The organism is Bdellovibrio bacteriovorus (assembly GCF_001592755.1).
GTDB classification, from domain to species: Bacteria; Bdellovibrionota; Bdellovibrionia; order Bdellovibrionales; family Bdellovibrionaceae; genus Bdellovibrio; species Bdellovibrio bacteriovorus_E.
Genome location: NZ_LUKF01000006.1, coordinates 61,201 through 83,253 on the forward strand (window position 1 = coordinate 61,201; position 22,053 = coordinate 83,253).

22 protein-coding genes and 1 tRNA gene are annotated in these 22,053 nt (G+C 45.5%); 11 read left to right on the forward strand and 12 right to left on the reverse strand.

Annotation, left to right across the window (positions count from 1 at the left end):
* Positions 1-31: 31 nt before the first annotated feature.
* Entirely contained in the window at positions 32-958 is a 927-nt protein-coding gene (locus AZI85_RS05665) for an HD-GYP domain-containing protein (RefSeq protein WP_063243177.1), read from the forward strand.
* A gap of 48 nt (positions 959-1,006) precedes the next feature.
* On the opposite strand, the gene AZI85_RS05670 is transcribed toward AZI85_RS05665, so the two are convergent.
* Positions 1,007-1,843 (reverse strand): hypothetical protein, encoded by an 837-nt coding sequence (locus tag AZI85_RS05670; protein ID WP_253720860.1) that lies wholly within the window; start codon positions 1,841-1,843, stop codon positions 1,007-1,009.
* Positions 1,844-1,998: 155 nt separating this feature from the next.
* Between AZI85_RS05670 and AZI85_RS05675 the strand changes: the two genes are divergently transcribed.
* Genes AZI85_RS05675 through AZI85_RS05690 form a run of 4 tightly spaced genes read left to right on the forward strand, consistent with a single transcriptional unit; the run spans position 1,999 to position 5,653 of the window.
* Positions 1,999-2,589: a hypothetical protein gene (locus tag AZI85_RS05675; RefSeq protein ID WP_155723940.1), complete on the forward strand. Its 591-nt coding sequence runs from the start codon at positions 1,999-2,001 to the stop codon at positions 2,587-2,589.
* Positions 2,589-3,548 (forward strand): formimidoylglutamase, encoded by a 960-nt coding sequence (locus AZI85_RS05680; protein ID WP_063243178.1) that lies wholly within the window; start codon positions 2,589-2,591, stop codon positions 3,546-3,548. Before AZI85_RS05675 ends, AZI85_RS05680 begins: the two co-directional genes overlap by 1 nt.
* Before the next feature lie 3 nt (positions 3,549-3,551).
* Positions 3,552-4,577: a threonine aldolase family protein gene (locus AZI85_RS05685; protein ID WP_063243179.1), complete on the forward strand. Its 1,026-nt coding sequence runs from the start codon at positions 3,552-3,554 to the stop codon at positions 4,575-4,577.
* Positions 4,574-5,653: a tryptophan 2,3-dioxygenase family protein gene (locus AZI85_RS05690; RefSeq protein WP_063243180.1), complete on the forward strand. Its 1,080-nt coding sequence runs from the start codon at positions 4,574-4,576 to the stop codon at positions 5,651-5,653. Before AZI85_RS05685 ends, AZI85_RS05690 begins: the two co-directional genes overlap by 4 nt.
* A 78-nt stretch (positions 5,654-5,731) precedes the next feature.
* Here the strand turns inward: AZI85_RS05690 and AZI85_RS05695 are convergent, their stop codons facing one another.
* Both AZI85_RS05695 and AZI85_RS05700 read right to left on the reverse strand, forming a co-directional pair.
* A complete protein-coding gene (locus AZI85_RS05695) occupies positions 5,732-6,496 on the reverse strand; it encodes a nitroreductase family protein (RefSeq protein WP_216635851.1) in 765 nt (254 codons plus the stop codon).
* A 29-nt stretch (positions 6,497-6,525) separates the two neighbouring features.
* Positions 6,526-6,975: a hypothetical protein gene (locus tag AZI85_RS05700; RefSeq protein ID WP_063243182.1), complete on the reverse strand. Its 450-nt coding sequence runs from the start codon at positions 6,973-6,975 to the stop codon at positions 6,526-6,528.
* Between the two features lie 87 nt (positions 6,976-7,062).
* Here AZI85_RS05700 and AZI85_RS05705 point away from each other — a divergent pair, with 87 nt between their 5' ends.
* The gene (locus tag AZI85_RS05705) at positions 7,063-7,923 is read left to right on the forward strand and encodes a LysR family transcriptional regulator (RefSeq protein ID WP_063243183.1); all 861 of its coding nucleotides are present in this window, start codon (positions 7,063-7,065) and stop codon (positions 7,921-7,923) included.
* Positions 7,924-7,947: 24 nt separating this feature from the next.
* Here the strand turns inward: AZI85_RS05705 and AZI85_RS05710 are convergent, their stop codons facing one another.
* Positions 7,948-8,418: a peroxiredoxin gene (locus tag AZI85_RS05710; protein ID WP_063243184.1), complete on the reverse strand. Its 471-nt coding sequence runs from the start codon at positions 8,416-8,418 to the stop codon at positions 7,948-7,950.
* Entirely contained in the window at positions 8,408-9,490 is a 1,083-nt protein-coding gene (locus AZI85_RS05715; RefSeq protein ID WP_172795305.1) for a proline-rich domain-containing protein, read from the reverse strand. The genes AZI85_RS05710 and AZI85_RS05715 overlap by 11 nt, the downstream gene beginning before the upstream one ends.
* Before the next feature lie 195 nt (positions 9,491-9,685).
* On the opposite strand from AZI85_RS05715, the gene AZI85_RS05720 reads away from it, so the two are divergent.
* Positions 9,686-11,353 carry an AMP-binding protein gene (locus tag AZI85_RS05720; protein WP_063243186.1) on the forward strand — a complete coding sequence of 556 codons (1,668 nt, stop codon included), beginning with the start codon at positions 9,686-9,688 and terminating at the stop codon, positions 11,351-11,353.
* A gap of 76 nt (positions 11,354-11,429) precedes the next feature.
* On the opposite strand, the gene AZI85_RS05725 is transcribed toward AZI85_RS05720, so the two are convergent.
* A complete protein-coding gene (locus AZI85_RS05725; RefSeq protein WP_253720861.1) occupies positions 11,430-11,807 on the reverse strand; it encodes a high-potential iron-sulfur protein in 378 nt (125 codons plus the stop codon).
* Between the two features lie 149 nt (positions 11,808-11,956).
* Between AZI85_RS05725 and AZI85_RS05730 the strand changes: the two genes are divergently transcribed.
* A complete protein-coding gene (locus AZI85_RS05730) occupies positions 11,957-13,498 on the forward strand; it encodes a hypothetical protein (protein ID WP_253720862.1) in 1,542 nt (513 codons plus the stop codon).
* Here the strand turns inward: AZI85_RS05730 and AZI85_RS05735 are convergent.
* The 5 genes from AZI85_RS05735 to AZI85_RS05755 form a co-directional block, all read right to left on the reverse strand.
* Entirely contained in the window at positions 13,495-13,956 is a 462-nt protein-coding gene (locus AZI85_RS05735; RefSeq protein WP_063243187.1) for a MerC domain-containing protein, read from the reverse strand. The genes AZI85_RS05730 and AZI85_RS05735 overlap by 4 nt on opposite strands.
* A gap of 141 nt (positions 13,957-14,097) precedes the next feature.
* Positions 14,098-17,199 carry an efflux RND transporter permease subunit gene (locus AZI85_RS05740; protein WP_063243188.1) on the reverse strand — a complete coding sequence of 1,034 codons (3,102 nt, stop codon included), beginning with the start codon at positions 17,197-17,199 and terminating at the stop codon, positions 14,098-14,100.
* 2 nt (positions 17,200-17,201) lie between these two features.
* Positions 17,202-18,632, reverse strand: a complete 1,431-nt coding sequence (locus AZI85_RS05745) for a TolC family protein (protein WP_063243189.1) — start codon at positions 18,630-18,632, stop codon at positions 17,202-17,204.
* Positions 18,629-19,276: a TetR/AcrR family transcriptional regulator gene (locus AZI85_RS05750; RefSeq protein WP_063207748.1), complete on the reverse strand. Its 648-nt coding sequence runs from the start codon at positions 19,274-19,276 to the stop codon at positions 18,629-18,631. Before AZI85_RS05750 ends, AZI85_RS05745 begins: the two co-directional genes overlap by 4 nt.
* A gap of 139 nt (positions 19,277-19,415) precedes the next feature.
* Positions 19,416-19,613: a hypothetical protein gene (locus AZI85_RS05755; protein ID WP_063243190.1), complete on the reverse strand. Its 198-nt coding sequence runs from the start codon at positions 19,611-19,613 to the stop codon at positions 19,416-19,418.
* A gap of 272 nt (positions 19,614-19,885) precedes the next feature.
* Between AZI85_RS05755 and AZI85_RS05760 the strand changes: the two genes are divergently transcribed.
* Both AZI85_RS05760 and AZI85_RS05765 read left to right on the forward strand, forming a co-directional pair.
* Positions 19,886-20,788 (forward strand): HNH endonuclease family protein, encoded by a 903-nt coding sequence (locus AZI85_RS05760; protein WP_253720863.1) that lies wholly within the window; start codon positions 19,886-19,888, stop codon positions 20,786-20,788.
* Positions 20,785-21,462, forward strand: a complete 678-nt coding sequence (locus AZI85_RS05765; protein ID WP_063243191.1) for an RluA family pseudouridine synthase — start codon at positions 20,785-20,787, stop codon at positions 21,460-21,462. Before AZI85_RS05760 ends, AZI85_RS05765 begins: the two co-directional genes overlap by 4 nt.
* 5 nt (positions 21,463-21,467) lie before the next feature.
* On the opposite strand, the gene AZI85_RS05770 is transcribed toward AZI85_RS05765, so the two are convergent.
* A complete protein-coding gene (locus tag AZI85_RS05770; RefSeq protein WP_063243192.1) occupies positions 21,468-21,842 on the reverse strand; it encodes a cupin domain-containing protein in 375 nt (124 codons plus the stop codon).
* A gap of 106 nt (positions 21,843-21,948) precedes the next feature.
* Between AZI85_RS05770 and AZI85_RS05775 the strand changes: the two genes are divergently transcribed.
* Positions 21,949-22,040, forward strand: a tRNA-Leu gene (locus AZI85_RS05775).
* Positions 22,041-22,053: the final 13 nt, after the last annotated feature.

Consider the following 22,053-nt stretch of genomic DNA (forward strand, 5'->3'; position numbering starts at 1 on the left):
CTCACGATAACAATCGAAGGATACAGAGGCAATGGATTATGTTTCTATTCGCGTAAGCACCCTGCGCGGAGATCAAAAGATCGACTTCAACGCTTACGTTAAAATCAATGACAAGATGATCCTCTACCTTCGTCGCGGCGACAGCTTCGAAGGTGAGCGTCTTCAGCGTCTTAAGGACAAAAAACTTCGCAAGATGTACATCCTTACGGAAGAAGAAAACACCTACCGCAACTATCTGCAAAAGAATATCGAGATGGCTTACGACAACTCTTCCAACAAGGATATTCAAACGCGCGCGGAAATCATTCAAGGCTCCCAACAAAGCAACACCGAAGAGGTGTTTGAAAATCCCGATAATGTTGAGTCTTACAACTACTGCAAAGACGCCGCCGGTAAATATGTGAATTTCATCCTTAGCAATGCGCAAGCCACGCAGACTATCATGAACATGGAAAATACGGATAAGAACATCGCCCATCATGGCGTGACGGTTTCAACACTTTCCATCGCGTTAGCGCAAAAGCTGGGAATCACCGATTCCAGAAAAACGCAGCTTCTGACTTTGGGCGCTCTTCTGCACGACTATGGCCATCATGGCTCTCCTTTGAATTTAAACCAGCCGCTGGATAAAATGAGCCCCGAAGATAAAAAAATGTGGAATCAACATCCCCACGACGGAGCCCAAAAGGTTCACGATAAAAAACATTTTGATCAAACCGTGATTAATATCATCGCTCAACACGAAGAAACGATTAATGGTGCGGGTCCGAAGGGCATGCGCGAAAAAGAGATGGATCCTCTTTCGGTCATCGTCTCTTCCGCCAATGCCATGGACCGTTTGATCACTTTTGAAGGTGTTCCCAAAACGGAAGCGGCTAAAAAACTAATGATTGATCACGTCGGCAAACATCCGCTGCAACACCTGCAAATGCTGAATGATATCCTGCGCGGAGTTTGATTCAAGGGGAAGAAGCATTCGCCTTCCCCTATCGTTGTTAAAAACATTTTATCTTTTGATGATATCGTTACTAACTAGCTGGGAAAACTTCTTTTCCCATTCTTCCGCTGCGATCGTTGGCGTTACTTCACTTAGCAAAGCCATTTGAATCAGTTGTTCTTTTGTGAACTTCCTATCTTCTTGTAGCAAGTCGATAAGTTGCGCCTCATAAAGATCGAGGGCTTTTTCAGAAACCTTGTGGCTTTTATCACTGAAGACGAAGGCATACACACCCTTGTCTCGATTTAAAACCGAGTTTGCTTGCGACAACGAAACGATTTGCAGACTTGGGTTCACAAAGACAAGTCCCGCTTCCATCGCTCCCAAATCAAACGGTTGAATTTCGATCCAAGCTTTCACCCACTCCCAATGAGCCAGTTCGCCAAGTTCTTTGTTATCGGGAAATTTCTGCTTTAAGAATCCCACGAAATAGCGCCAGTGATCTTGCAAAAGCCAACTGCTCCACTCCATCTCCTCTAAATAGGTGTCACGAACACGCTTTGCGGCTAATCCCAAGCGCTGCTGCGTGAGGGGGAATATTCGCGAAAACACGGATTCTTGCTCTTTGAGAAAATCAAACTTTTGGCCTTCTTCCGTCTTCACCGGGCGAAGCCATTGCAGAGTTCTTAAAAGTTCGGCTTGATAAATCGAGTGAACGGATTGCGGGATGTGCTCTTCGTAAGTTTGCAAAACAAACTTTTTTGTTTTCTGCAGCTCTTCCAACTGATGGCGACGAACGGCGCCGACACCCACCACATCCACATCGCGAATGATTAAAACTTCAGCACTAGGCACTTCACCATTCATCGGAAAATAGAGGTTCTCGGAAGCCGTTTCTTTGGACATTAAGAATATCTTATGTGTGCAAACTCATAGGGGCAAGCTACAGGCCCCTAAAATCCCTTAAAACTGCCCTTCGAATAAGCAGTTGACTCATTTGGTCAAGCACTGGAGTAGGAATACTATTGACCTGATTTTCGAGCCATGAAACAAGGTGGGGCATGAGATTTTTGCTTTTCGTCCTCAGCCTTGCTGCCACTCCGATGGCTCTTGCTGTTCAACCTATTGAAGGAACAGTTTATAGAGACTCGCGCGGGGTCTATTTGTCTGCTTACTCAGACGACAACTGCAAGCTCTACACTATTGAGACGAAATCTGAAGATGCCGCTTTAAGCGTTCGCAAACTTTCTAACGGTGATACTGTTACGGCTTCAGGTCTGATCGATTCTAAGTCCTGCATGGCAATCATCGAAAGCGTTGATTACGTCGGTCTTAAAAAACTTCTCGGTTACTGGTACAGCCAAGAAGGCATCATCACAGTTCGTGATTATAATTCTTTGAGCTTCTATCCGATCAACATGAACGATTTCCAAAACGGGAAAGACTTCACGCAGATTGATCCGATCACTTACCGTTACAGCGTGACACCGTCTGATGGCAAAGAATGGGTTCTTTTCCTTTCCGACAGTACGAGCACTGTGTTCGCGACGATCTTGTTCAACAAGAACAACGCGACGATGAGAATCTACGATTCCGAAAACGGAGAGATCATCAAAGTTCTTCGCCTTTCTAAGTGGGGCAATCTGAAATAATGAGCTGGTTCCATCCCATCGACAAACATCTTCTTTTCACCAAAAATGATAAAGAGGATCCGCGTCTGGGTGAATGCGTCCAGCTTTTCCCCAAGGGTGATCTGCAACAACTGACATCTTTAGATTTTGATTTCGCTCTTCTTGGCTATCCCGATGACGAAGGCATTGCTTTGAATGGCGGTCGTCCCGGCGCTCAAAATGCGCCCACTCAAGTTCGCACTTTTCTTTATAAAATGACTCCCCACCTAGCAAGCACCCGCTTGCCAAAAATCCTGGATCTGGGGGACCTGGTTGATAAAGAAAAACCGCTTGAAGATCGCCACGAAAAAGCCCGCCAGACAACGCGGGCTTTGGCGCAAGCCAAGAAACCTTGGATCTCCATTGGCGGAGGTCATGACTATGGTTACTGCGATGGCGCGGGCTTTTTAGACCTTCACAAGGACAATGCCGTATTGATCAACTTCGATGCGCACATGGATGTCCGTCCTACTGACAAGGGCTTTAATTCAGGCACTCCTTTTCACCGCGTGCTTTCGGAGTTTTCCGGTCACGTAGACTTCGCGGAAGTCGGCATTCAGAATCAGTGCAACAGCCAGGCCCATATCCAATGGGCGCAAAACAAAGGGGCTTCCGTCTTCACATTGGATCAAATCAATGCCGAAGGCCTTATGCCGGTTCTAAAAAACTTCATGAAGGGCAAAGAGCAGAAAAAAGTTTTCTTAAGCATTGATATCGATGCTTTTACTTCGAATGAAGCTCCGGGTTGCAGTCAGTCTTGGACGACGGGTTTGTTCACAAAAGAATTTTTAGAAAGCTTTCTTTATCTGATTCGCGAATTCGATGTTTGCGGTATTGGGATTTACGAGGTTTCTCCTCCTTTGGATCAAGACAACCGCACCAGTAAACTGGCAGCACTTCTTATTCATAATTTCATCTTCGCCACTTTAAAAAAGGCCTAAATCATGAAACGCGGTTTCGGCAGCGACAATCATGCTGGCATTCACCCGCAGATTCTAAATTCACTTGCTAAAGCCAATATTGAACACGCGCCCTCTTATGGGACGGACGAGTGGACCGAACAAGCAAATGAAAACTTTCGTCAGCACTTCGGGAAAGACGCTCAGGTCTTTTTCGTTTTTAACGGTACAGCGGCGAATGTAACGGCTTTGCGAGCCCTGACTCGTCCCTACCATTCCGTACTTTGTGCAGACGTCTCTCACATAAACGTCGACGAGTGTGGGGCTCCGGAGCTCTTAGCGGGATGTAAACTCGTTGCTATTCCGACCACAAACGGAAAGATGAAAGTCGAAGACTTAGAAAAAGCCTTCATTCGTCGAGGAGATCAGCACTATTCTCAAGCACAGGTTCTTAGTATCACGCAACCAACGGAACTGGGTACAACCTACAGCCTGGAAGAACTTAAATCGCTGATCACTTGGGCCAAAAGTAAAAAACTTTATGTGCATATCGACGGAGCTCGCATCGCCAATGCCGCGGCTTATTTGAAAAAATCCTTCAAGGAATTCACGACGGACTTAGGCGTCGATGTGGTGTCATTCGGAGGCACGAAGAATGGCCTGATGATGGGCGAAGCTGTTGTGTTCCTCAACAAGGAACTGGCACAGGACTTTAAATACATCCGCAAACAGAGCACCCAGCTTCCTTCCAAGACTCGATTTATCGCCTGTCAGTTTCAAGCATATTTAGAGAACGGTCTTTGGAAAGAGATCGCCGATCATTCTTACACTATGGCCTTGTATCTGTACGAGGCTGTTCGTAATATTCCTGGGGTAACCGTGCGCGAAATTCCGCAAAGTAATGCGGTCTTTGCCACGATCCCAAGTCACTGGGTGAAAACCCTGCGCGAAAAATATTTCTTTTACGTATGGGATGAAAACACTTTTGAATGCCGTTGGATGACCTCTTGGGATACACAAAAAGAAGACATTGATGGCTTTGCCGAACTTTTAAAGGAGCTTGCAAAATGAAATACCCTCCGGTGCATTATCACAGCTACTTAGGCTTAGATCCTTTACTGAACTCTCAGCACCGTAAAAGCGAAGAGTACGGAAAGCCGGCTCACGACGAGATGCTTTTCATCATTACACACCAGGCTTACGAGTTGTGGTTTAAACAAGTTCTTTTTGAATTGGATTCGGTTCTAGAAATTTTCAAAAAATCCAAAGTCGCTGAAACCGACATGGGCTTGATGAGTGCGCGCTTAGAAAGATCCGTGGCGATTTTGAAAATGATCATCGGGCATGTGGATATTTTAGAGACTATGACCCCGCTTGATTTCTTAGATTTCCGCGACATGCTTTATCCGGCTTCGGGCTTTCAAAGCTTCCAATGGCGTTTGTTAGAAACGAAATTAGGCTTGCGCATGGACGACCGCCTTTCTTACAACCAGGCGCCTTTTTATAAGTCCTTAAGCGAAAGTCAGCAGGGCGAAATGCAAAAGGTGATCTCACAACCGTCTCTTTATGACTCTGTCGAAAAGTGGCTAGAGCGCACACCCTTCCTTCAAGGCGAAGATTTTAATTTCTGGGATTCATACAAAAAAGCCGTCGCAACCATGTTCCAAGAAGACATGGACATTGTGAAAAACAATCCTCGTCTGAGCGATGAAGATAAAAAGAAAAACATCGAAGGTTTACAGGCCACCCTAAAAAGTTTCGATGCTCTTTTCGATGAACAGGCCTTCGAGCAACTGCGCAAAGAAGGTCAATTCCGTCTGAGCTACAAAGGTATGCACGCGGCGTTGTTGATTCAGATTTATCGTGATCAGCCGGCCCTTCAAACTCCATTCCGTATCATCCGTGCCCTTTTGGATATCGATGAGACTATGACAACGTGGCGCTATCGCCATGCCTTGATGGCGATGCGTATGTTAGGTCAGAAGATCGGCACTGGCGGATCAAGTGGTCACAAGTATCTTGCCGATGCGACAGCGAAGCACAAGATCTTCGGAGATTTCTTTAACCTTACGACCTTCTTCATCCCTCGCTCGAAAGTCCCGCCACTTCCGAAGTCGATGACAGACAGAATGAATTTTCATTATTAAAAGTATCTCTACAGAAAAAGCGTCGTACGATCGGGTCTTACCGGAATCACCAATAAGACTCGAACCGGCGATGACAAACTAAATTTGAATGCCCTGCCTTTGTAAACATCGCCTGATCGTGTCGGAATAGACCTCATGGGATTCGCGGGTGTATTTTAGCTTGGTATAGACTTGAGCCAGATTCTCTACTCCTGATTCCTCAATTCTTCTTCTTAACTGAGGATTTGATAAATACCTCTTCCAACCCTCAATCTCTCGATTTTGATATGCCTGTAGAATCTGTAGATCCGTCTTATTTTCATAACGCTCTCGATGAACAAGGTGCTCAAGAGGAAGACGATCCCTCAATTCTGGCTTCTCATTAGGATACCCCATCGAAAAACCCACCACGGGGACAACGCCTTCGGGACAGTTTAGAACTTTCGCAATATCATCACAATTAGCCAGCGTCGTGCCCATATAGCAAATCCCCAGGCCCTCTGCTTCTGCCGCGAGTGCGGCATTTTGACTGGCTAAAATCGCATCGATCGAAGCAATCATAAAGCTCATGAAGTTATCAAAATTATCCGGGGCTCCACGAAGCTTTAACCATCGTCGCATGCGATGAAAGTCCGCGCAAAATGTCAGAAGCAGCGGAGCCTCTAAGACCATGCTTTGACGGAAGTGCGAGTCAAAAAGATCCTCTTTAATCTTTTGCTCACTGGTCACAATGACGGAATAGGCCTGCATATTCCCCGACGATGATGCTCTTGAAGCTGCATGCAAAATACGCTGTAACATCCCCTCAGGAACTAGATCTTTTTTATAAGACCTAATGGAGGAATGGCTGTTGATCGCATCCAAAATTCCTTCAGCTCCCATGATGGTACCCTTTAGTTTCTTGTCGCTTCAAAAGTACCAAGAAGCTTACCGTCTTCATAGTAGGCTGCACCATTAAGAACCGGCGGTTTATTTTCTTGGACGACCTTCAGGTAACTCTCGGAATCTAAGTGCGCCTTGTAGCGAACTTTATAGCTTCCGCCGTTTTCGGTCGCGATGATTGTAAAATCCAATGCACACTCGGAGCTGACAGATGAACAGTGAGCAGTTCCTTCCAAAGGAGATTCGAAAATTCCTGGGACCTTAATCAGCCCTTGAATAGCGTCTTCATAACCTTGAAGGCGAATCGGAGCTTGCGACCCTTTTAAATCCAGCTCATCATCAAAAATCATCTCGCCAATTTTCAATTTCATCGAATAATGACCATCTAAAACCGGCCCTGAGTTCAACGCCTGCGCGCCGAAAGACGCGAACATAACACCTAATGCAACTAATGCTTTCATAAACCTTCCTTTACATGGGTTCAGGCAGAAGAAATAGCCCACATAATATTTGAATAAAAGTGAATTATATGGAACAACCTGTTCCATATGGATACAAATCGCCTTAAGTATTTTTGCACCATTGCGGAAGTGGGCTCCCTAACGGAAGCCTCCAAAATTCTCGGCATCTCTCATAGCGGGCTTTCAAAAGCGGTGACATCGCTTGAAGAAGAAACAAATCTGAAACTGTTTCAATCCCAAGGCCGTGGGCTGGAGATCACAGAAGAAGGTAAATGGTTTTATCAAAAAGCCTTAGAAATACTAAAAGTCGTAAATGAAGTTTCTGCCGGGTTAAAAAAAGAAAGCTCGATCCTTCGCATCGGTCTTTCACAGATTCTGGCGACAACCTGTTCCGGCCTCATTGCACGGGAATTAAACCAAAGCATGACCCTTGTCGAAGTCGAAGTGGGCGAAGCGGAACAAAAGATTCTCAATGGAGAACTTGATTTTGCCTTTGTATTTACACCCTCGCCTACTGCAGGCATTGAGTATCTCGAGCTAGGATCCGTTCGTTTTAATTCCTATGCTCGCGAAGATTTTATTGAAGGAAAAAACTCGCAGGAGCTTTGCTTTACGGTTCCGGCAACCCAGTACCCCTTTAATCCCGTAGGCTACAAAGCCCGTGACGGCTGGCCCCTAAATATTCCGAGAATACAGCGTTTTTCAGTCAGCGATTTTTCCGTCGCCTTGGATCTTCTTCGTTCGGGGGAATCCGCACTCTACATGCCTAACTATGTCGCCGTTTTAGAAAACGAAAAAACTGCCGAGAAAAATAAACTGGTGAAAATACCCGAACACAAAGCGGCTGAATCGAAGCGAAAACTCTTACTGGCTAAATCCAGCAAGAGCGTAGAATCAAAAGAGATGAAAAAAGTCTCAAAAATCCTCAGAAAGATATGCTGCGCTTAAGAGACGTTCAAAACAATCAGATACTTACAGATCTTTGATGAATTTAAGAATCTCAGCAGCGTGACCTTGAGCTTTGATCTTACGGAATTCTCCGACAAGCTTTTGATCTTCGTCGATCACGAAAGTGCTGCGCTCTATACCCATCACTTTCTTTCCGTACATGTTCTTTTCTTTGATCACATCAAAGATCTGACAAACCTCTTCTTCTTCATCAGAAAGAAGATCAAACTTAAAGTCATACTTGCAGATGAATTTATCATGAGACTTCAGACTATCGCGAGAAATGCCATAGACAACGGCGTTTTGCTTTTTAAACTGCGAAAGCAGCTCGTTAAATTCAATACCTTCTGTCGTACAGCCTGGAGTGCTATCTTTAGGATAAAAATAAAGAACGACTTTTTTCCCTTTTAAATCTGAAAGAGAAAAAGTTTCTCCGTTGGAAGAAGGGATTTTAAAATTGGGAACTTTCTTTCCCATTGCGATCTTAGCGGCCATGAGGCACTCCTCCTGCAGGAATTTGTGGGGCTTCGGGTTGGGGCTCTCCCCCCTCCACTCCGTCTGGATTTTGCGGGTTTTCCGGGTGAGGTTCAACATCTATCACGGGGCCGCCTTGTTCCTCCACTGCTCTTTGCATCATCACATCCGGATCTACACTTCGCGCCGCAGGCACAGCAAACGTCGGTTGCTCAGGTGACCCCGGCAAAGGCGTTAGTGCCGCAGGTTCCTGAGGTTCTTGAACAGGCTCTCCGTTTTCCTGAACATGCATTTGTTCTTGGCCTTCAGGAGGAAGCTCTAGTGGAGGCGCATTCGCCGGTCGCTCGGCTTTCACTGGCGTCTTCGCAGGAGTTGGCGTAGGAACTGGTGCTGGTTCAACGGGTGGCGCGTACAACTCTGTTTCAGTGACTTGAATTTTACCCGCCATCGGAACATCCGCAACGATCTTACGAATATCACGCAGGTTCTCATACACCTTACCGCGCAATTTAATCAGATCACGGCCTTCTTTTTGATAATCGTAAACATCCAAACGCACCATTTGCTCTCGCGTACGGTCCTGCGCCCACTCTTTACAGTTTAAAGCGATCAATTGTTCTTTGTCGTTTCCACGCAATGTACACTGAATGGGCTTATTTAAAACGCCTGCATTAAGACCTAGAATTTCTTGCAGGTTTTCAGGATAAAAAGTCACTTGGACTTCCAGTGCATGCGCGGCCGAAAAAGCAGCGATGCGTTTGGCGGCGGATTTCTCACTGCACTTTTCAAAGACTTCTGCTTTTTGCGGAAATCCGTTCAGCCCCATCACATCCCGCTGGACCAAATAACGGTCGCAGCTAAAAAGCGATTTATTGGAAAGCTTGATATTCTGTGAGGACAATAATGCTCTTTGAACTTTTCCAAACGGCGATTTTCCGACAGGGCGACGCTCATCATTCAAGACCCACCAAGCTTCGCGATGAATCGAGTCTGCCTGTTCGAAATAACGCGCAAATACATTCAAGCTCTTATCTTTAGGTTCATCGACTTTGGTGGGTTTTACGATCGGTTTAGGCGCCGAAGTATTTGCCACAGGGGCTGACTTTTCCTCTCGGGAAAAACAAGAAATCAAACTTAAAGAAAGCGCCCCCAGGGCCAGGATGCGAACAAGGTGCATTGCTTAAGTTTTGCAAATAGACTGAGTGAAAACAAGAATTTACTTTACCCATCTCGAATCTTTACTCTATCCTTGGGTAGTACAGAATTTATTTAGCAACGTGGAGGAAAGATGGAAAAGATCTGGCTTAAACACTACCCTAAAGGAGTCTCTCCGGAAGTCGATGTTACGAAGTATTCGTCTCTTTTCGATCTTTACGAAGAGTCCATTCGCATGTTTTCTCAAAAGAAAGCATTCACGAACATGGGAGTCAGCCTCACCTTTTCTGAACTTGACCGCCAAGTTCAGATTTTTGCTTCTTTCCTACAAAACGAATTGAAATTAAAAAAAGGCGATCGCATTGCCATTCAAATGCCGAACGTCCTTCAGTTTCCGATCATCGCTTTCGCAGCTCTTCGTTCGGGACTGACGATTGTAAATACCAATCCGCTCTACACAGCCAAAGAAATGCAGCACCAGTTCAAAGACTCGGGCGCAAAAGCCGTCGTGATTCTCGCGAACTATGCAAGTCAGTTAGAGCAAATCTTGAAAGACACACAAATTGAAAGCGTTGTGATCACTGAGATTGGTGATCTTTTCCCAACACCGAAAAGAATCCTGGTGAATTCGGTTGTGAAGTACATCAAGAAAATGGTTCCTGCTTACAATCTCCCCCAAGCCTACACATTCCGTCAGGCACTGGAACTTGGAGCGATGAAGCCTTCACAAAAAGTAGCTTCCACTTTAGATGATATCGCATTCCTTCAATACACAGGTGGAACAACGGGTGTCGCTAAGGGCGCCATGCTTTTACATCGCAACGTGCTTGCCAATGTTTTGCAAATCCGTGATTGGATGAAACCGAAATTGCGTGAAGGTGAAGAGATTGCAATTGCGGCTCTTCCTCTTTATCATATCTTCGCCCTGACTTTAAACTGCTTGGGCCTGCTTCGTTATGGTGCAGAAAATATTCTGATCACAAATCCGCGCGACATCCCTGCTTTTATCAAAGAGATGAAAAAATCACCATTCACCGTCCTTGCGGGCGTGAATACCTTGTTCAACGCTTTGATGAACAATCCCGCCTTTACGACCATTGATTTTTCAAAAGTGAAAATCAGCGTGGCGGGTGCGATGACTTTACAAAAACCCGTCGCCGAAAAATGGATGGAGCTAACAAAATCCGTGATCGTCGAAGGCTATGGATTGACAGAGGCTTCTCCGGTTGTCTGCTGCAACCCTATTGATGGCACAGACATCGTGGGCACCATTGGTCTTCCATTCCCAAGCACCGAGATCAAACTTCTGAACGACGACGATCAAGAAGTAGCGCCTGGCGAACCAGGTGAACTGGTGTGTAAAGGGCCTCAAGTCATGGCCGGCTACTGGAATAAACCCGAAGAGACAGAAAAAGTTCTTAAAGACGGATGGTTACGTACCGGTGACGTTGCGACAGTTGATGAAAAAGGTTTCTTTAAGATCGTGGACCGTAAAAAAGACATGATCCTTGTTTCTGGTTTCAACGTTTATCCGAATGAAGTGGAAGAAGCCATTGCTTCTCACCCTGGCGTTCTTGAAGTCGCGGCGATCGGCGTTCCTGATGAGCACTCTGGAGAGATTGTAAAAGCTGTGGTTGTGAAGAAAGATCCGAATCTGACGGCAGAAGAAGTGATTGCTCACGCACGTAAGACCCTCACTGGTTACAAAACGCCTCGCCTTGTAGAGTTCAGAACGGAGCTTCCAAAAACGAACGTAGGAAAAATCCTTCGTCGTGCTTTGCGTGACACCGTAAAAGCTTAGTTTCAACTCAAGACTAAGAAATAAAAAAGGCCGACATTGTGTCGGCCTTTTTCTTTTGGAACTGCTAATTAAAAAATTAAGCTTTCTTATTCCAAGAAGCACACCAAGCATCAGCGTAAACCAGTTTACCTGCGAAGATGGTGCAAGTACCGGCTTCTTTACCGTTCTTAGTTTCTTTCTTAGCGTAGAAGCTGCACGTCGCACAGTGGTTGCCCTTCGCCTCTGGAGCTTTTTTGTAGTCTTCAATATACTTAACTGCTTTAGCGACAGAATCATTCGGATCTACCAATGGCATTCCGCCACCCGCAGCCGGAGCCGCGCCACCACGTTTTTTTTGAGCTGCTGCCGTCGAAGAGAAAACAGAGTTCAAAACAGTGGGAGCAATCACTGCTACGCCAGTAAGTTTGATAAATGCTGAAAAGAAACCGCGACGATTCATTTTGTTCTCGATCATGTTGCCTCCGATTGGTTTTTCATTAACCAATCATATTAGCTTTCATTTGGTTTTCAACTACTATGCGCCGCGCGCCACTTTATGTTGCACACTCTTAAAGAAGGCATAAGCCTTGAACACTTTATCGGAAAGGCTACGAAAGGAAATTTATGAGCATTTTAAAGCACTTAGGTCCACTTTTCGTGTCAATTCTTTTGACACTTAGTAGCCCCTTTTTTGCATCCGCAGAGGGTCTAGCGGCCCGTTGCGAAAGCATTTTCACAGACACGCGCTCCTTTGAAAACCTGACGAAATACGAACAGCTTTTCACTAAGGGTCGTGGCATCGAAACATACAAAGTCGTTCTAGGTAAGGACTTCTCACAAAGCCTGCAGCGTCTTTTATCCTCTCCCGATGGGCACTGGTTTGACTCTGGAGCAGGTCACGCCTTCGCGGTCAGACAAACTCTAGAAATGCCCGAGGCTAAGAACTTAACAACGACGATCGTCGCCTACGAAACATCAGCTCAAAGCACGAACAAAATGAAAGTGATTTCAGGAAGATTTTTAGAAAATATCGCCGATGCTGAAATTCCAAAAAGTCAGATCATCACTGATGTCTTCGGTCCTCTGGCCTATTCGGGTCGCCCTGACATCGTCATGCAAAAGTATTTGAACAACTTAAAGCCAGATGGAGAAATTTATATTTTCTTAGGGGCTCGTCACGAACTTTATGGCGAATTCAATAAGGTCGTCACGGCAGATGGAAAAGTTCTCAATCTTGCAGAGTGGTTACAAACTTTACCGGGAATAAAAGCGGAACTTATTAAAACTCCCAAAGTGGATGACGGAACACACTATGAAATGTGGACTATAAAAATCACGAAAACACACCCCGATGCGCAAGTACCTCTTGTTGAAATGGTGCATCTTAAAGAGGGCGCTCCGCCAGTTATGATGTTTCGTGAGACGGCTCCCGTAAAACTAAAAACACCGAATGAGCTGCAAACTCAAGCACGCCAACAACTTCGTGAAGTCACTAAGAACATCACGGCGACAGAGTTCTTAGATGCCTTCCGCGGTGGCGAGTTCCGCCATCCCCTGATTGCCAGCATTAAGAGCCTTAAGACCGAAGACCAATGGATCAACTCAAGTGAAGTCGGGCCTCAAGTTTTTTCCGGCTTGCAGAAAAAAGATTTTAACTATGAAGACACGAAGGTCTTCACGGGGCTTGCTCAGAAATTTATCCGTTGGAGATCCAAGGGGATCAACACCGAAAAAATGCACTACACTTTAATGAACGACACTCACACAATGGCAAACCTTAAGGACATAAAACTCATTACGGATTATCACGGAGACTTTATGTCTTCGTTTATGCCAGACGTAATTTTAAAACGTTATGTCGATGCCCTTTCAAACAAAGGCGAAATTTATCTTTACTTAGGAAAAGAATACGGCGGCTTTGGTTCCGACAGCATCGTGATGACCAAGGATGGAACAAAGTTAACTTTGCGCCAGTGGGTTCGCAACATTCCCGGATTAAACACGAGCTTCTTCCGTGGCGGCTATCATTGGACCGGCGGAGAATGGACTTTCTTAAAAATCAAAATCAAAGACAGAGAAAGAATTCGAATTCCCCGTCTTAAAATGATTGGGACAACGACATCACCGGAAGGACTTCCCCTTCCGATCTTTGAAGAAGTGATTTAGTGCTTATGACAAAGGCAGGCGCGGCGATTTAAGATGTGCGCGGTGATCAGGAAGATGCTCCCTAGAATGGTGACCACGTCGTGTTCGTAAACTTCAACCCACTCATGTGGAAGAAGCGAAGCGCCGCCGACCATCGTAAGGCCCACAACACCCAAAGTAAACACCTTCATCTGATTGTGATGTTTATAACCCGACCAGAATGCAAAAAGACCCACCGGAACGACAAACAAAGCCATAACCAGGTGAACCCACTCTTGATGGAAAAATTCGCCGAGAACGGGCAAAGCTAAAACTAACAGCGGTGTTGCCAGACAATGAAGTGCGCAAAGACTGGAAAGAAAAATACCGATCTTATCCCAACGGTCTGTTTTTTCCTCGAAAGTCGCGTGCTGTGTGTGATCCACTTCACAACAAGAATCTATTTTCATAGGTTTTTCGATGATAACTTGCTCATCCATGCGGACCGCCTTTGGTCATTTACTTTTGTCCTAAATGCAAGTCACTGTCAACTAGATCCTCTGAATCCTTCGTTTCAAATAGGAAAGATGAAGAAGGTACAAGCTTCATCTTCCTATATATGAGTCTTCCAAATGTTTGAATTAAGGCTGATAACCCGTGATCTTTGCCAATTTAGCGCGGAACCACATTTTGAAGTCTTCAATAAATCCGTAAGCCGCTGGCACAATCAGAAGTGTCAGTAGCGTCGAACTCACCAGACCACCGATGATGGCAATACCCATGGATGTTCTCATCGCAGAGGCCTCATTCAGACCAATCGCGATTGGAATCATACCGGCGATCAACGCCAAGGACGTCATCAAGATCGGACGAAGACGCGTACGACAAGCTTTTAACAAAGCCGCATTACGTTCTAAACCTTCGTGGATCAACTGATTCGTGTAATCCACAAGAAGGATCGAGTTCTTCGCCACAACTCCCAGCAAAAGAACGATACCAATCAGCGAGAAGATATCAATCGTCTTACCAAAGATCAAAAGAGCCAAGAAGGCCCCCGTCATCGCCAAAGGCAACGCCAGCAGGATCGAGAACGGCGTGATGAAACTTTCATACAAGCTCGCAAGAACCAGATAGATGAAAGTAACACCTAGGAAAATCGCCAGAAGCATGTTTGCGATAAGCTCTTTAAAGTCGTCAGCTTGACCTTGGAATTTATAATCAATTCCTGGAGGCGGCGGAAGCTCGGTCTTGATGATTTTTTCAATCTCGGCCGAGATGGTTCCCAACGCGCCACCCTTAGCCAAGTTCCCAGAAATCTGGATGTAACGGCCTTTGTTCTGACGGTTGATCTGAGAATAACCAAATGTCTCTTCACCTTTCGCGATACGAGAAAGCGGAATCATGTTGAAGTTCGAGTTTGGCACCAAGGTCGTTGCAAACTGCGTTCGCAAGTCGCGGTACATCTCTTCAAAACGCACACGGATTTTGTAGTCGATCCCATTTTCACGGAAGATCGCCTGCTCATTACCTTCAGTGCGATTACGAAGCTCGGCCCCCGCCGTGACCGTAGAGACACCCAAGGCTTCAGATCTGGCGCGATCAAAAATCACGTGGAACTCAGGTTTACCGGAACGGAAGTTTGTATCCACGTCCACCAGACCAGGGATCTTCTTCATGCGCTCCACCAGTTTTACGGCGTAAGCGTTCAACTCTTCCAAGTTCTCCCCTTGAATATTCACGTTCAAAGGTTTTTGTCCCGAGTTCACCGCATCGATATCACCCAAGGCCACGATAGCCTCTTTATCGAACTGTTTAATTTTCTTACGAATCTCTTCTTTGTAATCCGTCGTCGACATCGAACGCTTTTTACGCTCTACCAGACGCACGAATAACATCGCTTTATTAGATTCGTTGTTTGTATTTCCAACGACCGCAAGAACCATATCGACAGCCGGGTCGTTTTCAAAGATCTTCTCTACCTTTTCCGTAAATGTGCTGGTGGCCATAAGGGAAGATCCCACTGGCATTTCGATATTCACGTTAAACTCTCCGTTATCTGGCGACGGCAGGAAAGTTTTTGGAATAAAGGCAATTGTCACAAGTGAGCTGAAGAAAATCAAAGTACCCGCCAGCAAAATCTTTTTAGGATTTACTAGTGTGTACCTAAGACCTTTTTCATAGATATCTTCCAAACGAGTTTGGAAGCGGTCAAATGCCGAAAGCATTCTTCCGATGATGCCTGTGCCTTTATGATGCTCATTTGGGTGCGCCATATAAGCAGAAAGCATGGGTGCCACGGTGAAAGCGTCAAACAATGAAATCAGCATCGTAAAGACGACGGTCAGACCGAACTGTTTAAAGAACTGTCCCACGATCCCTTGAAGGAATGAAATCGGACCAAACACCGCAATAACAACCAACGTGGTTGCAATAACGGCCATCGCCACTTCTTTCGTTCCATCTAAGGCGGCATCTTTCGGTTTTTTACCCATCTCCAAGTGACGGAATATATTCTCCCGCACCACGATGGCGTCGTCGATCAAAAGACCTACAGCCAAAGAAAGAGCCAACAAGGTCATCAGGTTGATCGTAAATCCCATCGCATACATGATCACGAAACCGCCCAAAAGGGAGTTCGGAAGGGCCATCGCCGTGATAAACGTCGAACGCGCTGATCCTAAGAAGAAGAACACGACGATCACGCAAAGAATAATACCGATGATGATAGATTCTTTCACGTCATAAACGTTTAACTGAATCGGACGAGACGTATCACGCACCAAAGAAACTTCCCCATTGATTTTTCTTTCTTTAAGGAAGGCATTGATTTTCTGAATATTCTTATTCACGTTCTCGGCAACGGCGACCGTATTCGCTCCACGCTGCTTATAGATATTCATAAGAAGAGCTGACTTACCCTTGATACGACCCATGGTTTTTTGGTCTTCAAGACTGCGCACCACTTTACCAATATCTTGCACTAACACCGCGCGGTCGGAACCCACGAAGTTCACGTTCACTTCGGCAATCTGTTTAAGAGCATCAAACTCGCCCGAAGTTCTAAGAGTCGTTTCGTTTTGTGGATTTTCGATTTTACCAATTGGCGTATCTTTAGACGTATCTAAAATACGCTGAGAAACTTGAAGCATCGAAATCTTGCGATCTTGTAGCTTGTTTTTATCCACGATAACGTGAATCTCTTGTTTTCTTCCACCGAAGATATCCACCTGGCCCACGTCTTTCAAACGCTCAAACTGAGGCTTGATAGTTTCGTTGGCTAAGTCATAGGCTTGTCCTTCAGGAAGATCTGAAGTAATCGCTAATACCACAATCGGTTGATCGGCCGGGTCGAAACGGCGAATCACCGGCTCGTAAATATCCGCTGGTAAATCACGACGAATATTTCCTAGACGGTTTCGCACCTCTTGTTCGACCTCTTTGATGTCGGTTCCTAACTGGAATTCCAACACCACGATAGCCACACCATCAAGATTGTTCGAAGTCAGAGTTTTAAGACCTGAAATACTTCCTACTTCATCTTCGATAAGCTTAGAAACTTGCTTTTCCAAATCCAAAGGAGATGCACCTGGATAAGTGACTTGCACGAAAAGCACCGGGAATGTCACATCCGGAAACATATCCACGGGCATGCGCTTCAGTGAGAACGCACCAAGAATCAGCATCAAGATGACGATACACGAGATAAAGATGGGTCTACGAATGGATAAACTTGGTAAGTTCATTCTTATTTCTCCTCAACGACGACAAACAGACGTCCTTGAGCCTCCATTTTTCTTTGTTCTGATTTCAATTTTGTCAAAGCCAGCTGAGCTTCTTCGGCGTCTTGCTCTGCTGTGATCACATTGGCCGTGATCGAGCGGCCTTTATTGAAAAGATCCGCTTGCGCCTTAGCTGCCTGCAACTGAAGGCTAGAAATTTCCGTTGCTGAATCCACCCGTTTTGTCATCTCGACGTAACGACGGTTCAATTCAATCCAAGCGCTCTCACTGTCAATCATACGGCGTTCACTTTGCAGCTTCGCCGCCAAAGCGTCTTTTCGAGCGGCTCCTTGCGCCGATGATTTCACATCCGTATCGAACAGATAAACGAAGTTTAAACCGGCTTTCCACGTCGGCAGATTTGTATCGGTCCATTTCGAAGTCGCATCCGAGATGCTTTTATCTGGCTGAAAGTTATTTGTCGCATAGGAGCCCGATAATACAAGATCGGGTCTGTAAGCATCTTCGGTTTCACGTGCCACCAAAGCCATTGCTTTCGCATTTAACGAAGCCAAGTAAGCATCAAGAGCAACCACCTTACCGTCTTTTCCATCTACCATAGATGTCAAAGGGCGCTTTTGATTGATGTCTCCGGAAATTTCCGGGAAGGCTTCTGCATCCGTCAGCTCTAGGAAATCACGAATTTTTCTTTTCGCCGCCGCCAAGTCGTCTTCAGCCGAAACCAAAGTCAATTGTCGTGAAGCCACCAAAGCTTGTGTCGACAATAAATCAGCTCGATCACTGATCCCATCGTTCACGCGACGACGCGTCCAGTTTTCAATTCGTTTCGCTCTTTCTAAAGACGCACGACCGATTTTCAAGTTCTCTGATTGATAGATATAATCCCAATACGCCGCTTCTGCTTCAACTAAGAGCGCTTTCTTCTGAAGATCATACTTACCGACTTCCGCTTCTGTGGCCGCATCTTGGCGCTGCCAACGCAGGCGAGTGGCACGACCGAAGGCATCTCTCCACAAGGATTGACTCAAAGAAAGTCCTAAAGATCCGTAAGAGAACTTTGCAAACATAGGATTTAAAAGTGCGCCTTCATTTTCCACTTCGCTCGCTGTAGCCGTAACGGAAACAGCCGTGCCTGAAGAAAATTTCTTACCCAAACCCAATCTTAAATCTTTTGCCGTGGTTTGAGTTCCTCCGAGTTGGGCAAATTGCCCTAACGGACTTTTATCACTCAAGTAACCAACACCCGCTGTAAGTTGCGGAACAAGTTCAATATCGGCCGCCTCACGACGATCCAGCGCGGCTTCCTGGCTGGATTGATAAGACTGAAGACCTTTGTGTTTTGATTCGACTGTTTTTAAATACTCTTGCAGATTCATCGCAAAAGTTTGCGGTTGCCACATCCAAAGCAGTAAACCTACGACGGCTCCCTTTTTCATTTAAAAATCCCTTCTAAAAATATCATAGAAATCTGATCGATAAATTGTTGTCGCTGTTCCGGCATTTCATAAAGCCCGTCATTCCACGAGCAGTTGCAATCGAGCATGTTGAAATAACCCAAAATACCTTCAACCAGGCAGACAATGAAAAAACGTGGATTGATGTTTTTATTTACAATCCCCGCCTTCTGCCCTTTTAAAATAATCATTTCAATTTTTTCACCCGAACTGATCATCATGCTTTCATGAATCTCGCGAGAAAAAGGCATCCCCGAAAGCTTTTCACGTGTCATGATTTTCGCCATCAAAGGATTTGCCGCACGCATATCGATGATTGCATTCACGAGTGAAACAATCGCACGACGCAAAGACTTCTCACACACTTCTTCTTGCTCAAAATCGTTTACGACTTTATCGATTTGCAGGAAAATATTCTGAACGAATTCTTGAATGACAGTTTTATAGAGGCCTTCTTTGCCTCCAAAATAATAACTAATCAAGCTTAAGTTTAATCCGGATTCTCTGGCGATGTCACGAGTGCTGGTGCCGTGAAGACCTTCGTGCGCAAAGAGCACGGTCGCGGCTTCCATGATTTTCTGACGAGGCCCAAGCTCGTCTGCTGTGACGTCTTTGATGAAATTCATGAGGACAACGGTAGTTTGTCCCTCAAATTAAATCAAATGATTTAATCAAATGATTGAATTGGGTTTCAATAGTCTGTTGCAGAAAATAAAAAACCCTTGGCGAACCAAGGGTTTAATTCAAATTCCAAAGACAGAAAGCTTACTTAGCAGCTGCAGCTTCGCTCTTTTGACAGTCCGCGCACTTCTTATCAACAGCGCACTCTGTACCAGAGCATTCTTTCTTCGCTTCAGTTTTATGACCGCAATTGCAACCGGCATGATCATGAGATTTTGTATGAGCGCAAGCACCCAACATCATAGCCACAGCGGAAGTTAAAAGGATTGTTTTAAGGTTCATTGAAGTACTCCTATGTTGTGTCACTTCTAAGCTTGAACCAAAGATTTGCTGTGTACAAGAACAAACACATCTCCACCGACCGTATAGAAACTTCATGGAAATGCCGCTTTGAGGCTTAAAATCTTCGTAATTTTGCTCGAAAAAGATGCAAATTCTCCTCTTATATGGGACTTGATGCACAGTGTGTAATTTCAACAAAATCCTAACACATTGTTTTGTTGAATCTATCTGCGAACTGGGGCTTAATGAGTCCGATTCGCGGAGGGGGCCCGATGAATTTCGTTAAGGGGACATTATTACTGACGATGCTGTTGGCATTTACGGCCAAGGCAAAGTCCACAGTTCCCTACTCCTCAGCTTCCAGTGCCGCTACAAAGCCCCAAGTCGTTTATCACGAGTATTATACGATCAACGAAAAAACCTCTCAGATAGGCGGACCTAAAGCCGCTTACGACTTGCGCGACTTCTCTCAATTCACTGAACAAATCGGCCCTCATCAGTTTATCGTGATGGCAGCAAAAAAATTGGTCTATAATCTTTTGCAGTGGACTCTTCATAACGAAGACCGTCCTACTCCAGAAGAAGGATATATCCGCAAACTTCACTTCGGCCGCTGGATCAATGACCCTACAGACGACACTTGCATGAACACGCGCGCGAAAGTTCTAGTTCGCGATAGCCTCGGCGAAGTGACTTATCGTAATGAACGCCACTGCGTTGTTGAAGATGGTTTGTGGGATGACCCATACACGGGTGATCAAGTGACTTCTTCTCGCGCCATTCAAATCGACCACATGGTTCCTTTAAAGAACGCCTATGTCTCTGGTGCTTACCAATGGGACTACAAAACTCGCTGCCTTTACGCGAACTACATGGGCTACCGCAATCACTTGATTCCAGCCGGTGCGAGCCAAAACATGTCTAAAGGCGATCGCGGCCCTGAAGCTTACATGCCTCCGAACTTGGAATACCGTTGTCAGTACATCAAAGACTGGTTGGCAGTGAAATTTATCTGGAAATTGAATATGAACGCGAATGAAGCTCAAGCCATCCACGAGACTTTCACAAATTATGGCTGCCGCGCTTCTGATTTCCGCATCACTAAAGAGCAACTCGAAGAACAACGTCAGTACATCAATGACAATATCGAGTTCTGCATGATTAATAAAAGATGAGTCTAAAGATCCTCTTTGAGGATGAGTATTTCCTCGCTGCCGAAAAACCTGCTGGCCTTCCCTCGCAACCCACTGTTGATAAACGCCGCCCCGACTTCTTCACACAATTAAAAAAACAACTGCGCGAAGAGCGTGGTGCCGATTTTTATTTAGGCCTGCATCACCGTTTAGATCGCGACACCTCGGGCGTGATGATTTTCACGAAAAATAAAATCGCGAATGAACCACTCGCCGAGATGTTTAAGAAACATCTTATTCAAAAGACCTATCTTTGTTTAACGGCTTTAAAAAAGTGTCCCGATCAGTGGGAAGTTAAAAATCACTTAGCGGAAGTCCGCGATCCCGTTCTTAAGAAAATCAAGATGAAGTCCGTTCGCTCCGGCGGAGACAAAGCTCACACTTTGTTTCGCAAGCTGAAGACATTTAAAAAAGGACTTCTTATTGAAGCAAAGCCCTTATCAGGAAGAATGCACCAGATCCGCGTCCACTTAGCCGAGGCAGGATTGGGAATTTTCGGGGATGATATTTACCCTTCGCCAAAAACACCGGCGGCACCCCGGCTTATGTTACACGCTCTTCGACTCGAGTTCACACACCCGTTCTCGAATGAACCGATTATGATAGAGAGTCCTCTTCCAGCGGACCTGAAAGAGATGGAAAAGACTTTATCTTAAAAAAATCAGTACACGACATCGACGGTGTTGAGGGATTTAGAAACTACTAGGATTTCTAAATCTTCATTCGAATCGTTCGCCACGAAATGCTTGTTCTCGTTTTGTGGAAAGAACACGACGCAATCACCAGGCTTAGCGAAAGAAGCTTCGTCTCCTTCATGAATTGTCGCCGTTCCCTTAATAACGAAAACAAATTCTTCGACCTCGGCGTGGTAATGTGGACTGGACGCTCTATGACCGGGAACTATGATATCGTGATGAACAAAGACATCTTGCATCCCCAGCAATTCTGAAAGAACCACAGAGCGAGAGAAAACTTCCCCCGTTCGTTGCGAGGAAAGTTGCTTATGCTGGAATTCGGCGCGTTTAATGATCTTCATCACTTCGAATTATCCTAAATTATAGGCAGAATCAAAAATTATCAGCTAACTCATTGGGTCTGATATTGACGTTTGTAGCCAGAAATGGTTCGATTGTCCTTCGCGTGCCCCGGTGGCGAAATTGGTAGACGCACAGGACTTAAAATCCTGGGCTTCCTTTACAGGGGCGTGCCGGTTCAATTCCGGCCCGGGGCACCATTCCTTTCTCTTT

Bases quoted from the DNA above. Each gene is read 5' to 3' on its own strand.
- AZI85_RS05665 (WP_063243177.1), top strand. From the start codon at position 32: ATGGATTATGTTTCTATTCGCGTAAGCACCCTGCGCGGAGATCAAAAG.
- AZI85_RS05670 (WP_253720860.1), bottom strand. From the start codon at position 1,843: ATGTCCAAAGAAACGGCTTCCGAGAACCTCTATTTTCCGATGAATGGT.
- AZI85_RS05675 (WP_155723940.1), top strand. From the start codon at position 1,999: ATGAGATTTTTGCTTTTCGTCCTCAGCCTTGCTGCCACTCCGATGGCT.
- AZI85_RS05680 (WP_063243178.1), top strand. From the start codon at position 2,589: ATGAGCTGGTTCCATCCCATCGACAAACATCTTCTTTTCACCAAAAAT.
- AZI85_RS05685 (WP_063243179.1), top strand. From the start codon at position 3,552: ATGAAACGCGGTTTCGGCAGCGACAATCATGCTGGCATTCACCCGCAG.
- AZI85_RS05690 (WP_063243180.1), top strand. From the start codon at position 4,574: ATGAAATACCCTCCGGTGCATTATCACAGCTACTTAGGCTTAGATCCT.
- AZI85_RS05700 (WP_063243182.1), bottom strand. From the start codon at position 6,975: ATGAAAGCATTAGTTGCATTAGGTGTTATGTTCGCGTCTTTCGGCGCG.
- AZI85_RS05705 (WP_063243183.1), top strand. From the start codon at position 7,063: ATGGATACAAATCGCCTTAAGTATTTTTGCACCATTGCGGAAGTGGGC.
- AZI85_RS05710 (WP_063243184.1), bottom strand. From the start codon at position 8,418: ATGGCCGCTAAGATCGCAATGGGAAAGAAAGTTCCCAATTTTAAAATC.
- AZI85_RS05720 (WP_063243186.1), top strand. From the start codon at position 9,686: ATGGAAAAGATCTGGCTTAAACACTACCCTAAAGGAGTCTCTCCGGAA.
- AZI85_RS05725 (WP_253720861.1), bottom strand. From the start codon at position 11,807: ATGATCGAGAACAAAATGAATCGTCGCGGTTTCTTTTCAGCATTTATC.
- AZI85_RS05730 (WP_253720862.1), top strand. From the start codon at position 11,957: ATGAGCATTTTAAAGCACTTAGGTCCACTTTTCGTGTCAATTCTTTTG.
- AZI85_RS05735 (WP_063243187.1), bottom strand. From the start codon at position 13,956: ATGGATGAGCAAGTTATCATCGAAAAACCTATGAAAATAGATTCTTGT.
- AZI85_RS05740 (WP_063243188.1), bottom strand. From the start codon at position 17,199: ATGAACTTACCAAGTTTATCCATTCGTAGACCCATCTTTATCTCGTGT.
- AZI85_RS05745 (WP_063243189.1), bottom strand. From the start codon at position 18,632: ATGAAAAAGGGAGCCGTCGTAGGTTTACTGCTTTGGATGTGGCAACCG.
- AZI85_RS05750 (WP_063207748.1), bottom strand. From the start codon at position 19,276: ATGAATTTCATCAAAGACGTCACAGCAGACGAGCTTGGGCCTCGTCAG.
- AZI85_RS05755 (WP_063243190.1), bottom strand. From the start codon at position 19,613: ATGAACCTTAAAACAATCCTTTTAACTTCCGCTGTGGCTATGATGTTG.
- AZI85_RS05760 (WP_253720863.1), top strand. From the start codon at position 19,886: ATGAATTTCGTTAAGGGGACATTATTACTGACGATGCTGTTGGCATTT.
- AZI85_RS05765 (WP_063243191.1), top strand. From the start codon at position 20,785: ATGAGTCTAAAGATCCTCTTTGAGGATGAGTATTTCCTCGCTGCCGAA.
- AZI85_RS05770 (WP_063243192.1), bottom strand. From the start codon at position 21,842: ATGAAGATCATTAAACGCGCCGAATTCCAGCATAAGCAACTTTCCTCG.